Genomic DNA, 14,039 nt, shown 5'->3' on the forward strand with positions numbered 1-14,039 from the left:
CGCCCATGCCCGAACTCTTGCGTTTCTCTGAATTGCCGGACCTGCCAGCCCATTTGGCCCGACGTCAAGCTCAATCATGTCACGAAGACCGGCACTCGTGCAAGTTAGCACAATAGGATTGACATCTTGTGTACAATCTGATTAATTTAGAGTGTTAAATCCAAATAAACTTTTAAATTTGGTTGAGGAAACAGTGTGTGCCGGCAATTCCCAAAGGCTTTCCCAAGCCTCATTCGACAAACAGCTAGGAGGCCTTTGTATGTTGCTCTAGGCCCTGATCATGGGCTCCATGCCCTGCGCCATCAGGGGTGGCATGGCGTTTCCCGCTCCCGAGGTCACCCTCCGTTTTCTCATCTTCTGCACTGTCGCCATGCGTTTATTGCGGAGAGCGTTAACCGCCGGAACGAGGGCCTCTACGAATATCAATCTTTCGATGATGGCCAATTCTATTTGCGACGAAGCACGTGGTCTGTTCGGTATCTCCAGCAAGATTGCCGCCCATGCGTAAAAATTCGAGTCCCACCTGTACCTCACAGCGTGGATGCTGATCCCTGCTATCTTTCCCGACACCAGCGCCACGATCGCCGACTTCCTATCGATGTAGAGGCTGCCGGGTACGCAGCTCGACAGTAATCCGGTTCGAGCAGCTATGTCGTCCACACCGGATCTTTCAATCACTTCCATCACGCTACCCTCAAGGGAGAGCCCATTGTTGTAATGCGTCTTGGCAATGCCACTGCTGAAGGCTGGGACCCCTTTCTAATGACAGAATTTCCAGCAGTGATGCGGTATCGCTTTCCAGCGCCGGCTGCATGGCTGCCAAGTGGCCCCGGCTATCTCTGATTTCCAGCCCGAAAAGGATACCCTGATGAGAATTACAGGCATCGAAACAAAGATCGTCCATGCAATTCATCGCAACTGGATCTTCGTGAAAGTACTGACTGACCAGCCGGGTCTCTATGGCTGGGGCGAAGCCACTCTCGAGTGGAAGACCCGCGCAGTGGTGGGCGCCATCGAGGATCTCGCGACCTTCGTGATCGGGGAGGATCCGCGCCGTATTGAGCATCTGGTACGCAAGATGCAGATGCATAGCTTCTGGCCCTTAGGCGTTATCGGCCTATCGGCTATCAGTGGGATCGAGATGGCACTCCATGACATCACGGGTAAGGATTTAGGCGTGCCCGTCTGGCGTCTTCTTGGTGGTCAGAGCCGCGACTGGGTCCGCGTCTACACGCATTTTCAGCGTGGCAACATCAAAGCACAAGTCAACCCGAAGGACATCGAGAGCTATGTGGCCGGCGTTGAGGCAACAGTCGCCATGGGTTACAAAGCGGTGAAGCTTGGCGTTGTTCCGTACACTCATTACGATGCGCCGATCCCTGAGGTAAAACATGTCGCCAAGTTAGTGGAGCGGATTCGCCTCGCTGTTGGTGATGAAATTGACATCATGTTCGACTTTCATGGACGGTGTGGCTCTATCAGCGCGGCCGTAGCCTACATTGATGCAATATCACCGATGAGGCCTCTCTTCGTGGAGGAGCCGATCCAGCCCGGCGATAACGAAGCCATGGCGTTGATTGGCTCGAAAGTCCAAGCCCCACTGGCAACGGGTGAGCGCCTGTTCACGCCGAGAGAATTCTTCGATCTTGCTGTGCACAAAGCGGTCAGCATCGTGCAGCCGGATCTCTGCCATGTCGGCGGTTTCACGATGGGAAAGAAAATCGCTGCCATCGCGGAGGTCGGCCACATGGGCGTTGCGCCCCACAATCCGTTGGGACCGATCAGTGGAGCTGCCGCATTGCATTTTGCCGTGGCCACTCCGAACTTCGTCATACAAGAGGAGGCACGCGGGCTCGTCGATTGGTACGACGAGGTCGTGCAACATCCGATCGTGCTCGACAATGGCCGCTGGATGGTGCCGACCGCTCCCGGACTGGGAGTTGAACTCGACGAAGTTGCCGCGGCTAAGCACCCGTTCGAGCCAGAGGTCATCCCCGCGCGAGAGGCTCTTTCGGTGGATGGCGCGGTCCTGAACTGGTGAGGCAGCCTGGACCAACCATCCCTTCCGCTAAGCTGAACTGGCCTCGGACTAGCTGTTCGCGTCATCATAGATGAAGACACGGCTCCGAGGCCGACACCCAGCGGGCCATCAACTAAGCGTAACCTGGCGAGTCAGCGAGCATCATCAGTATGACTCGTCAGACGGTGCGATGCCGCAAGTCCGACGGCTAGGCTTTAAAGTAGCTCATTGTTTCTGTCTCTCCTGAGAGACATTGTCTCGCAACTCGTCTCGATGGAGGGGCGCGCCGTCCCTTATCAAGTTCCCTAGTAGAGAGCGACCTTTTACGTAACGCTCGATGCCTAAATAGGCGTAATCTCAATGTAGTCTCATACACCTAACCGAGAGTAATACATCTTGTTTCGCACATTCGAATTGACAGATAATGTGTAATCTGAGAGCTTTTTAGTACTAGAGCCGCAATGAGCTCGTTCGAACGAAATCGGCGAACAAAGCTGGACAAGAGGAGGAAGCAAAATGGGTTACCAGCAGAAGCTGTCTGGCGTCGTGGCATCGACGGGGCTCTTAAGTCTCATGCTCATAGGCTCATTCGCCTCTGCCTGGGCGGCCGATTACAAGCAGGCGCCAATGCTCGACGAGCAGGTGAAGGCAGGCAAGCTACCCGCCGTTGCCAACCGCCTTCCGGAAAAGCCCTATGTCGAAACCATGGTCGACGGCGTCGGCAAGTATGGCGGCACGCTGCGCACGACGATCCTTGCCAATGGCGACCAGTACAATCTGACCCGCACCATCGCCAACGAGCTGCTCGTGCGCTGGGATCCGCAATGGAAGAAGGTGATGCCGTCGCTCGCTGAGGAGTTCAAGGCTTCGGACGATGCGACCACTTACACCTTCAGGCTCCGTAAGGGCCTGAAGTGGAGCGATGGCCAGCCGTTCACGGTCGACGATATCATGTTCTGGTACGAAGACGTGTTCATGAACAACGCTCTGTCGCCCGCCAAGAACCCGACCTTCACGGTGGCCGGCAAGCCGGTGAAGTTGACCAAAATCGACGACCAGACGGTGGAGTTCAAGTTCGACTCGCCCTACGGCCTGTTTCTGCAACAGCTCGCCTACGGCCAAGGACACCTACCGGTTATCTATCCCAAACATTATCTCAAGCAGTTCCATGAAAAGTACAACAAGGACGGTATTCCGGCGCTCCTGAAGGCCAATCCCGCCGCCGGTGACTGGGTGGCGCTGTTTAATTCCAAGATCTCACTGTCCTTCCAGCCGCCCTTCTGGCAGAACCTCGAGCTGCCAACCCTGAACCCTTGGGTCCTGACCGTCCCCTATGCCGACAGCGAGCGCGTTGCGGCAACACGCAATCCCTATTACTGGAAGGTCGATACAGCCGGAAACCAGCTTCCCTATATTGACAATGTTACTTGGGCCAAGCTCGACGATCCGCAGGTAATGGCTCTCAAGATGACCTCGGGCGAGTTCGATTTTGCGTTCCGCCATATCAACAATTCGACCTTCAAGTCGGTGCTCTTCGACGGGCAGAAAACCGGCAATTATCGTATAGTCGACGTCAAGGACCTGCCGGCGAGTGATGCCACTATCCTGCTAAACCTGAATTCGACCGATCCGGTGAAGCGCAAGATCTTCCAGAACAAGGATTTCCGGATCGGGCTGAGCCACGCGATCAACCGGCAGGAAATCATCGATCTCGTCTATGTGGGACAGGGCGCTCCGGCACAGGTGGCCGCTCAGCCTGAGCACGAGCTCTTCAACGAGCGCCAGGCGAAGCAATACACCGAGTTTGATCCCAAGCGCTCGGCCGAGATCCTCGACAAGATCATGCCAAAGAAGGATGCCGAGGGCTTCCGTCTCGATGAAACCGGCAAGCGCTTCACCATCAACTTCATGGTCGCCGACGTCTTCGGTCTGTCTTATCCCGATATCATGCAGATGGTGCAGCAATATGCCAAGGACGTCGGCATCGATATCCAGATCCGTACTACGGACCGCGCCCGTCTTAACACCATGTGGGCGGCGAACGAGCAGGATGCCTATATCTGGAACTGCGTCGGTGGACTGTCAGATGCCTATACGGATGTCCGCTGCTACATGCCCTTCCAAAAGGCCGACATCTTCTTCGCCGTCCGATGGGCCGAATGGTATGCCAATCACAACTCAGGCGAGGAGCCGCCGGCGAACATCAAAGAATTGATGGCTGCCTACGACAAGGTCAATGCTGCCGTAACAGACGACGAGCGCCGTGAGCGGACGAAGGAGTTCCTCAATCTTTCCGCTGACAATTTCCTCAACATCGGTATCTCGCGTCCTATGCCGAAATACATGATGGTGTCGAAGAACCTGAAGAACGTTGTCAACGGGCTCCCAATCGCGGGCAATCTCTGGCACCCGGCCCCGACGCTGACCCAGTGGTACTTCGACAAGCCAGTTAAATAAGCCTCATCCCGGCGCCGGCGGTGGCATCTGTGCTGCTGCCGGCTCCCCCTTCGACTTCATCGAACAGTCAGGCTCATGATCCGATTTATCGCCAAGAGGCTAGTATTCGCGATCCCAACACTGTTTGCCGTCTCTATCATTGCCTTTATCATTATACAGCTGCCGCCTGGCGATTATCTCACAACCCTAATGGCGGACTGGGCGAGCCAGGGTGGTGCGGTGGAAGCGGGCACGGTCGCCGCCATGCGCGACCGCTACGGCCTCGATCAGCCGATCTATGTCCAGTACTTCAAGTGGATCACCGGCATTCTGATGCGTGGCGATTTCGGCATTTCCTTTGATTTCGGCAAGCCCGTCACGGAGCTCATCTGGAACCGTCTCGGCTTTTCGCTGCTGCTCTCAGTGCTCACGCTCTGCTTCGTCTGGGCGATCGCCATCCCGATCGGGATCCTATCCGCGGTTCGCCAATATTCGATCTCCGATTACACGGCGACGTTCCTGGCCTTTTTCTTCCTGGCCGTGCCGGACTTTCTGATGGCGCTCTCGGCCATGTACATCATGTCTGCCTGGTTCGGTCAGAGTGTTGGCGGGCTTTTTTCCCCTGATTATGTCGATGCGCCGTGGGGTTTCGGCAAGCTTTTCGACTTCGCTCAGCACGTTTGGCTGCCGGTCGTCGTGATTGGCCTCGGATCACTCGCGGCCCTTGTTCGCATCATGCGTGCCAATCTGCTCGACGAGCTCTCGAAGCCCTATGTCACCACTGCCCGTGCGAAGGGCATGTCCGAACTGGAGCTTCTACTGCGGTACCCGGTGCGCCTTGCGCTCAACCCGCTGATCTCGACCCTCGGCTGGATCCTGCCGGCAGTTATTTCGGGCGAGATTATCGTGTCTGTGGTCATGAGCCTGCCGACCACGGGGCCCCTGCTGCTCCGATCGCTGCTCGCCCAGGACATGTATCTCGCCGGCTCGCTCATCCTGCTGATCTCGGTGCTTACCATCATCGGCACACTGATCTCGGACATCCTGCTCGCCATCACCGACCCGCGGATCCGGCTCCAATGACCGACATCACCAGCCTTCCGCCCGAAACAACGGTATCGCTCGATCTGCACCGCAAGGACATGGCCGTCGCCGGCCAGTGGCGCCTGTTCTGGCTCAAGTTCAAAAAACACAAGATCGCGCTCGTGAGTCTCGTCGTCATCGTATTCATGTATCTCGTGGCGGCGTTCGCGGATTTCATCGCTCCCTTCGATCCTAACGCCGCGAACTCGCGCTTCACCTATGCGCCGCCCCAGGGCCTGTCGCTGATGTTGAATGGCTCATTCCAGCCGCATGTAAACCAACTTAAGATGACCCTGAACACCGAGTCGATGCGCCGGGAGTTCACTTCCGACCCGACTAAGTCCGTTTCAGTGTCCTTCTTCGTGCCGGCGCAGCAGCCGTACTACGTGCTCGGCTTCATTCCGATGCAGACCAAGCTCTTCGGCCTCACGAACCCGAAGCCGGGCGACAGCCTGTACATCTTCGGCGCCGATCGTCTCGGTCGCGACATCTTCTCGCGTGTCGTCCATGGGGCGAAGATCTCGCTCTCTATCGGTCTGGTGGGCGTCTTCGTTAGCCTGATCCTCGGAGTGACGATCGGCGGCATTTCCGGCTTCTTTGGCGGCTGGATCGATATTGTGATACAGCGCTTCATCGAGCTTCTGCGCTCGATCCCGACCATTCCTCTCTGGATGGGCTTTGCGGCTGCGATCCCCACCAGCTGGCCGCCGCTTCGAACCTACTTCGTCATCACGCTGATCGTTTCGCTGATTGGCTGGACAAGCTTGGCGCGCGAGGTGCGTGGCAAGTTTCTGTCCTTGCGGAATGAGGACTTCGTCACCGCCGCTCGTCTCGACGGCATGAGTGAGGTCGGCATCATCTTCCACCATCTGGTGCCGTCTTTCATCAGCCACATCATCGCGACCCTGACGCTCGCGATTCCGTCGATGATCCTGGCCGAGACGGCGCTCTCCTTCCTCGGCATCGGCCTGCAGCCGCCGATCGTCTCCTGGGGCGTGCTCCTGCAGGAGGCGCAGAACATCCGCGCGGTCGCCCAGGCACCTTGGCTGCTGTTCACTCCGGCTGCTGCCATCGTCATCTCGGTCCTCGCCCTCAATTTCCTCGGTGATGGCCTCCGCGATGCCGCAGATCCCTACGAGTCGGTATCATGAGCATCATGAAAAGCACGATCCTCGAAGTCCAGGACCTTCAGACGGTGTTCCCGACCCGTACCGGCGTCTTCAAGGCAGTCGATGGCGTCTCGTTCGCGCTGAATCGCGGCGAGACTCTCTGCGTCGTGGGAGAATCTGGTTCCGGCAAGTCGGTGACTGCTCGCTCGATCCTGCAGATCGTCGACAAGCCCGGCCGCATCGAAGGCGGCTCGGTTCTGCTGACGCGTGCCGACGGCTCCACGACCGACCTCGCCAAGCTCGACCCGCGGGGTAGGGAGATCCGCGATGTGCGCGGCAAGGAGATCGCCATGATCTTTCAGGAGCCGATGAGCTCGCTCTCACCGGTTCACCGTATCGGAACGCAGATCGGCGAGGCGCTGCGCATCCACTTCGGCACTGCGAAGCAAGAACAGCGCGAGCGGGTTCTTGAACTCCTGCGGCAGGTGGAAATTCCGCGCCCTGAATCGGCCATCGACCGCTATACCTTCGAGTTCTCGGGCGGCATGCGCCAGCGCGTGATGATCGCAATGGCGCTTGCCTGCAATCCTTCGGTGCTGATCGCCGACGAGCCGACGACGGCGCTCGACGTCACGACTCAGGCCGAGATCCTCGATCTTATCAAGAAGCTGCAGCAGAGCCATGGCATGGCGGTGCTCTTCATCACCCATGACATGGGCGTCGTGGCCGAGATCGCCGACGAGGTTCTCGTGATGTATCGCGGCAAGGTAATGGAGCGGGGGCCAGTCGAGAGGATTTTCCACGCGCCGCAGGACGCCTATACGCGCAGGCTGATCGGCTCCGTTGTCAAACTGGAGAAGAAGGCAGAGGTACGGCTGGCGCGAAAGCCGGCTCCCGCCGGGACCCTGCCGCTTCTCGACGTGCGAAACCTCTCTCTCACCTTCCCCTCCGGCCTAAAGGCGGTCGATGACGTCTCATTGACCGTGCGCCCGGGCGAGGCCCTCGGCATCGTCGGCGAGTCCGGCTCCGGCAAGACCACGATGGGCCGCTGCCTGCTGCGCATCTACGACGCGCAGACCGGCGCCATCGATTATCGCCGCCCGGATGGAGACACAGTCGATATCCGTACCGCCAACAAAGCCACTTTGGAGAAAGTCCGCCGTGAAGTCAGGATGATCTTTCAGGACCCGGTGGGCTCGCTCAGTCCTCGTAAGACCGTCGGCGATATTATCGCCGAGCCGCTGAAAATCGCCGGCATGAAGGGCAGGGAGCTCAACGACCGGGTCGCCGATTTGATGCAGCAGGTCGGATTGGAGCCGGCCTGGCGCGAGCGTTACCCGCATGCCTTCTCCGGCGGGCAGAGACAGCGCATCGGCATTGCCCGGGCGATCGCGTTGAAACCGCGCCTCATCATTGCCGACGAGGCAACTTCCGCCCTTGACGTTTCACTGCGTTCGCAGATGCTCGACCTTATGATGAAGCTGCAGGATGAGCTTGGGCTCTCCTACGTGTTCATCTCCCATGACATGTCGGTGATCCGCTACATGTGCGACCGTGTCGCGGTCATGTACCGCGGCAAGATCGTCGAGGTGGGCGAGACCGATCAGGTCGTCAACAACCCCGTGCATGGCTATACCCGAGCGCTCCTCTCCGCCATTCCCCATCCCGATCCACGCAATCGGCGCATTCACAACCGGTTCCGGTACGATTCCGTCCGCACGGTTTAAGCCAACGGATAAATCGATGAAAATTACCGACGTCAAAATTATCGTCTGCTCGCCGCGCCGCAATTTCGTTACGGTCAAGATCTTTACCGATGAGGGGCTGACCGGCGTCGGCGATGCGACGCTGAACGGCCGGGAACTGGCTGTCGTCGCCTATCTGCAGGACCATCTGGCACCGCTCTTGATCGGCCGCGATCCAAGTCGGATTGAGGACATCTGGCAGTACTTCTACAGAGGCGCCTACTGGCGGCGCGGTCCCGTGACCATGGCGGCGATTGCCGGCATCGATACCGCGCTCTGGGACATCAAGGCGAAGGCCGCCAACATGCCCCTCTATCAGCTTCTCGGCGGTGCGAGCCGCGAGAAGGTGCTGTGCTACACGCATGCTCAGGGCCGCGACATCGCCGAGGCGGTGGAGGCTGTCGGCATCCGCAAGGAGCAGGGCTACAAAGCCATCCGCGTCCAGGTCGGCATTCCCGGACTTCCGGACGTCTATGGCACGGGCGCGAAGTCGGTGACGAACAATGCTCTCGACGATGCGGTCCCACACGAGGAAACCTGGTCGACATCCAGATACCTGCGCTATGTCCCCGAGCTCTTCAAGGCGGTGCGCGAGGCGCATGGCTGGGACATCGAACTTTTGCACGACACCCATCATCGCCTCACGCCCATCGAGGCGGCTCGGCTCGGCAATGATCTTGAGTTCGCACGCCTCTTCTGGCTCGAGGATGCGGTGGCCGCTGAGCACCAGGAAGGCTTCAGGCTGATCCGCAAGCACACCACGACCCCGCTCGCCGTGGGCGAGGTGTTCAACACCATCTGGGATGCTCGGCTTCTCATGGAAGAGCAGCTCATCGATTACATCCGCATGACAACCGTGCACGCGGGTGGTGTGACGGCGCTGCGCCGCATCATGGATTTCGCGAGCGTCTACAATGTTCGCACCGCCTGCCACGGGGCGATGGACATGTCCCCGATCTGCCTTGGGGCCAACCTCCACCTCGACCTGTGGGTGCCCAATTTTGGCATCCAGGAATATTCTGGCTATCTGCCAGAGATCCTTGAAGTCTTCCCGAGCGCCTGGAGCCTGTCCGACGGCTATCTGCATCCGGGCGAAGCCATCGGACACGGTGTCGATATCGACGAGAAGCTTGCAGAAAAATACCCCTACCAACGCGCGTATCTGCCCGTGAACCGTCTTGAAGACGGTACCCTGTGGCATTGGTAATCCGAGGACACAATGAAGATCACAGCTATCAAGAGCTATGCTGTCAAGGTTGGCATCCGGAATCAGCTTCTCGTGAAGGTCGAGACGGACGAGGGCATCTTTGGCTGGGGCGAGAGCGGCCTGTCCGGCCGTGAAAGGGCCGTTGTCGGCGCACTCGAGCATTATGCCGAATTCCTGCGTGGGCGCGACCCATTCAAGATTGGTGCCCTGTGGCAGGAAATGTACCGCAGCCAGTACTTTGAGGGCGGTCGCGTGCTGCAGGCGGCAATCTCGGCAATCGACATCGCGCTCCACGACATCAAGGGCAAGGCACTCGGCGTGCCTGTCTATGAACTGCTCGGGGGCAAGCAGCGCGACCGTATTCCAACCTTCGCCACCACCTTCGCGGAGCCCGGTCCGGCAATGATCGAACAGGCCCAGATGCTGGTCGAGCACGGTTGGATCGCCATGCGCCTCTCACCCTCCGGCCACGAGAACAAAGACATCTACGAACCGCGCGAGCATATCGCGACAACCGCGAAATGGTGCGTGAAGGCCCGCGAGGCGCTAGGCGAGGACATCGTTCTCGGCATCGACTATCATCATCGCCTCAGCGTCGCTGAGGCTGCGAGCTTCTGCCAAAAGATGCCATCCGGCACCCTCGACTTCCTTGAGGAACCGATCCGCGACGAGTCCCCGGGTTCCTATGAGGCCCTGCGCCGCCTGACCGATATTCCCTTCGCCATCGGCGAGGAGTTCGCTTCGAAATGGCAGTTCCAGCCCTATATCGAGCGCGACATCCACCAATTCAATCGCCTCGACGTCTGCAATGTCGGCGGACTGACGGAATCGATGAAGGTCGCGGCCTGGAGCGAAACCCATTACGTCGACATGATGCCGCATAACCCGCTCGGGCCCATCTGCACGGCCGCAACCATCCACTTCTCGGCAGCCGTGCCGAACTTTTCCTGGCTCGAAACCCGCGCGAGCCCCGCGGAGACGCATCTCGGATTTGACAACTCCGATTTCTTTCCGGTTCAGCCGCGGCTGGAAGGGGCGCATTATCCCGTTCCGGACGCGCCCGGTCTCGGGATCGAGGTGAACGAGGAGCTGATTGCGAGGCAGAGCTTCGAGTTCTGGGAAGCGCCGCATCTGAGGAGGCGGGACGGCTCGGTGACCAACTGGTGACGGCCGGCTCCGGCAGCGCGATCCGGCCCATCGAATATCATCACGGAGTGCCAGTTCGAGCATGATTTCCCGAAAACCGGTTCGTTCCGTCCTCATTACAGGCGCGGGAGGCAATCTCGGTCAGAAGCTGATCGCCCATCTCCTGTCTCACGACTGGTGCGAGCGGATCGTTGCGCTCGACCGTACGGCACCGCAATTCGCCATACCCATGGCGCGCGTGCAATGGGTTGAGGCCAATCTTGCGGACCCATCCGACGTGCAGTGGCACGAGGCTTTGGCCGGGGTCGATGCCGCGGTGCATTTCGCAGCCCAGAACCCGTATCCCGACGCTCCTTGGAGCGATGCCTGCGCCTCATTCGACATGACCCTAGCCCTGCTGGCTGCGGTCAGTCGGGCCGGATTGCAACGGATCGTGTTCGCGTCCTCGAACCATGTGATGGGGCAATACAAGGACGCACCTCTGGCCGATACCCTGGCTCCCGGCGCCTTGACGACGTCTCTCCCGCCGGGACCGGGAACGCGCTGGTTCAACGGCCGGGAGATGCTCCAGGGCTTTGCCTACGCGGCGTCCAAGCTCATGGGCGAGCGCGCCTGTCTTGCCGAGGCGCACCGGTCCAACGGGGCGCTCACCAGCGTCTGCGTTCGGATCGGCTGGTGTCAGCCGGGGGAGAACAGGCCGGAGACGATCAACACGTCCGGCTTGCCGGGCGAGGACATGAATGCCGGCCCGGATACCGAACGAGATCTGCGGTGGTTCCGGAACATGTGGCTCTCGAACCGGGATTTCACCGCCGTCATCGAGCGGGCGCTCCTCGCTGATGCAGCGCCTTGGCCGCAACTCGGCATTATCGTCAATGGCATGTCTGCCAATCGAACTATGCCATGGGACATCGAGAGCACATGCCGGCTCATCGGCTACGAACCGCAGGACGATATTTGGGACCATGTCGCCTGAAGCCGTCTGTCCAGTTATCCATCTGCCTTCGCGTAGTTTCACTCTCATGTTCCGGGTGTGCCTTCCGTGAGCAGCACAGAGGGCAGTGAGCAGTGCGGGGAACAGTTGCCGCCAAGCTGCCTCAGGTTAACCTGATTCTTCTGCTTAACTTAGGTTAGTCGTTGCGGCGGACGCTGTAAGAAACAGAACAACAGCGGAGGAAGCCATGCCAACAGATGTGCAGCACCTGCAATCCCAGGAATCATCGCGCGTGGATCGAGTGTATTCGCCCGATATTCTGCCCCGGCTTCAGTCGCTATTGGCCGACTTGGCCGACATCGACTGTGCCTGTGAGCGGAGGCTCGAAGCCATCGAACGCAGCTTCGGCGACGAGAGCCTCAAGCGCAGGAAGATCGCCGAGCTTTGGCGCGACCATCAGGAACGCCGTGCGCCGTACGTTGCAGCGCTTGAGGAACTGCAGGAGCAGATCAGAGGCTGTTTCGAATGACCAGGCTCGGCCCAGCTCTCACTGAACCCCAGCCGGACCGCCGGGTGGTGCAGGCCTGTGCGACGATCTTCCTACCATCACCAGACATGGGGCGTTAGGCGAAAACTAGAGATTCCTCATCGCCTCGGCCCTCATGCTCGAGGTCTGGATGCTGATCGATTCTTTTAGTCGCACCGGCTCTCTTGGTTGATGCGTCGGTAGGCTCGTCAGCGGCGAAGCTGCGAGGCTCCTGCAGACTTCACATCTCCACCGATGGCGGCTGTGGTCCCAATCCCAGGTTCCTGTCGGCCGCACTTGCGATGACGTAGGTCCATGCCCGACGCCGGCGCATCGGCCTTCACCGTGCGCAAGTTGCCAAGGGACCCCGTCTCTCCCGCGAAGCCGCTGTCGAGGAGATCCCGCATGATCCGGGTCCGTGCTGCCGCACTGGGGGAGCCGAGGACCACGCCGACAACTCGCCTGCCCCCGCGGACGGCCGAGATGGCCACGTTGAAACCGGAGGCGCACACATAGCCGGTCTTCGTCGCCTCGAGACCGGCGTAGTCCTCGACCAGCTTGTTGGTGTTCTTGAGCATGCGGCCGTTGACCGTGACAGCAGACGTCCGGAAAAGGTCGGCATGGTCTCCATGATAGCTCAGGATTGCCAGCATCAGCACGGCCATATCTCTCGCATTGGTCACTTGGCGATCGTCGTGCAGGCCATTGGCATTAACGAAGCGCGTCCCGCTCATCCCGAGGCGTCTCGCCTCCATGTTCATCGCATTGACGAACGATGGCTCGCTTCCGCCGACGGCTTCCGCGATAGCGACCGCAACGTCGTTGGCGCTTTTGACCATCATGACGAGGAGCGCATCTTCCAGCCGGAGCGAGGTGCCTGGCGGAACGCCCAGCTTGGACGGCTTCTGAGCCGCGGCCTTGGCGCTCAGGACGATGGAGCTGTCCATCGTGAGCCGGCCCGATTGAACCGCCGTGAGGGCCAGATGCGCCGTCATCAGCTTGGTGAGCGAGGCCGGATGCCAGGAGCGGGTTGCCTCCTGAGCGGCGAGGATGTCGCCGGAGGACGCGTCCACCAGCAGCATGGGAGACGCGCCGGCTGGCGCGGACATCAAGGCTAGGCCGGCGGCCAGCAGGAGCGAGGGCAGCTTCATGCGCCGATCATTGACCGAAGCGCAGCTGTGCGCAAGCCTTCGCTCGCAAGACCCTCCGGCCCCGGTATCCCAGATGAGCTTTTCGCGGGACTGCCGGTGCCCACCTCGAACCCTCGCGGGGTCGCAAGCGGCCGGCCGGAATGTCGGGCGACCTGACCGAAGGCCACCCTGAGCATCTGGTCATCTGGGGGAAGGCGGCGCGCCGGTGGGCTGCCTGTCCTGGCGATCCCCCTGCGGCTCATCCATAAGGCGCGAGTTGCGGTAGCGCTGGTCCGAGGTCACTTCCTCGCCGATCCAGTCGGGCAATGACACCAGCTGCTCGGCATCGCAGAGTTCGACTTCCGCCAAGACCAATCCCGCATTCTCTCCGGCGAACTCATCCACATGCCATACGATGCCGGCATATGGGATCTGGTGGCGCACCTTCTCGATCAGGGGACGATGGCAGAGCTGGAGCAACTCTTCCGCCTCATTCACGGGAATTTCGTATTCGAACTCGGGTCGGACGAGGCCGTTGCCAACTCCCTTGATGGTCAGAAAGGCGCGTGAACCGGCACTGCGGACCCGGACTGTGACCTCGCCCCTGGAGAGATAGCCCTGGAAGTATCGTTGGCCGGGTGCCTGATTGCGCCATCCATCGTGCGTTACCAGGAACTTGCGCTCGATCTCGACAGGCATGGTG

At 59.8% G+C, this 14,039-nt stretch carries 12 protein-coding genes; 9 read left to right on the plus strand and 3 right to left on the minus strand.

The window, feature by feature from the left end; translation table 11 throughout:
* Nucleotides 1-267 precede the first annotated feature (267 nt).
* The gene (locus tag ILT44_RS11400) at nt 268-687 is read right to left on the minus strand and encodes a hypothetical protein (RefSeq protein WP_204239700.1); all 420 of its coding nucleotides are present in this window, start codon (nt 685-687) and stop codon (nt 268-270) included.
* A gap of 181 nt (nt 688-868) precedes the next feature.
* Here ILT44_RS11400 and ILT44_RS11405 point away from each other — a divergent pair, with 181 nt between their 5' ends.
* The 9 genes from ILT44_RS11405 to ILT44_RS11445 all read left to right on the plus strand — a co-directional run bounded on the left by ILT44_RS11405 (nt 869) and on the right by ILT44_RS11445 (nt 12,209).
* On the plus strand, nt 869-2,041 hold the full coding sequence (locus tag ILT44_RS11405; RefSeq protein ID WP_204239701.1) for an enolase C-terminal domain-like protein: 1,173 nt from the start codon (nt 869-871) through the stop codon (nt 2,039-2,041).
* 495 nt (nt 2,042-2,536) lie between these two features.
* Complete coding sequence (locus tag ILT44_RS11410) at nt 2,537-4,477, plus strand: ABC transporter substrate-binding protein (protein WP_204239702.1); 1,941 nt, start codon at nt 2,537-2,539, stop codon at nt 4,475-4,477.
* A gap of 75 nt (nt 4,478-4,552) precedes the next feature.
* A complete protein-coding gene (locus tag ILT44_RS11415) occupies nt 4,553-5,539 on the plus strand; it encodes an ABC transporter permease (protein ID WP_204239703.1) in 987 nt (328 codons plus the stop codon).
* A complete protein-coding gene (locus ILT44_RS11420) occupies nt 5,536-6,690 on the plus strand; it encodes an ABC transporter permease (protein ID WP_204239704.1) in 1,155 nt (384 codons plus the stop codon). The genes ILT44_RS11415 and ILT44_RS11420 overlap by 4 nt, the downstream gene beginning before the upstream one ends.
* Nucleotides 6,687-8,375, plus strand: a complete 1,689-nt coding sequence (locus ILT44_RS11425; RefSeq protein ID WP_204239705.1) for an ABC transporter ATP-binding protein — start codon at nt 6,687-6,689, stop codon at nt 8,373-8,375. Before ILT44_RS11420 ends, ILT44_RS11425 begins: the two co-directional genes overlap by 4 nt.
* Nucleotides 8,376-8,391: 16 nt before the next feature.
* Nucleotides 8,392-9,600, plus strand: coding sequence for a D-mannonate dehydratase ManD (manD, locus tag ILT44_RS11430; protein WP_204239706.1), 1,209 nt, complete (start codon nt 8,392-8,394; stop codon nt 9,598-9,600).
* Nucleotides 9,601-9,612: 12 nt separating this feature from the next.
* Nucleotides 9,613-10,767, plus strand: coding sequence for a mandelate racemase/muconate lactonizing enzyme family protein (locus tag ILT44_RS11435; RefSeq protein WP_204239707.1), 1,155 nt, complete (start codon nt 9,613-9,615; stop codon nt 10,765-10,767).
* Nucleotides 10,768-10,828: 61 nt separating this feature from the next.
* Nucleotides 10,829-11,722 carry an NAD-dependent epimerase/dehydratase family protein gene (locus ILT44_RS11440; protein ID WP_204239708.1) on the plus strand — a complete coding sequence of 298 codons (894 nt, stop codon included), beginning with the start codon at nt 10,829-10,831 and terminating at the stop codon, nt 11,720-11,722.
* A 205-nt stretch (nt 11,723-11,927) separates the two neighbouring features.
* The gene (locus ILT44_RS11445; RefSeq protein WP_204239709.1) at nt 11,928-12,209 is read left to right on the plus strand and encodes a hypothetical protein; all 282 of its coding nucleotides are present in this window, start codon (nt 11,928-11,930) and stop codon (nt 12,207-12,209) included.
* Nucleotides 12,210-12,415: 206 nt separating this feature from the next.
* Here ILT44_RS11445 and ILT44_RS11450 read toward each other — a convergent pair whose 3' ends face one another.
* On the minus strand, nt 12,416-13,357 hold the full coding sequence (locus ILT44_RS11450; protein ID WP_204239710.1) for a D-alanyl-D-alanine carboxypeptidase family protein: 942 nt from the start codon (nt 13,355-13,357) through the stop codon (nt 12,416-12,418).
* Between the two features lie 180 nt (nt 13,358-13,537).
* Entirely contained in the window at nt 13,538-14,035 is a 498-nt protein-coding gene (locus ILT44_RS11455; protein ID WP_204239711.1) for a CYTH domain-containing protein, read from the minus strand.
* Nucleotides 14,036-14,039 lie beyond the last annotated feature (4 nt).

The organism is Microvirga arvi (assembly GCF_016892765.1).
GTDB classification, from domain to species: Bacteria; Pseudomonadota; Alphaproteobacteria; order Rhizobiales; family Beijerinckiaceae; genus Microvirga; species Microvirga arvi.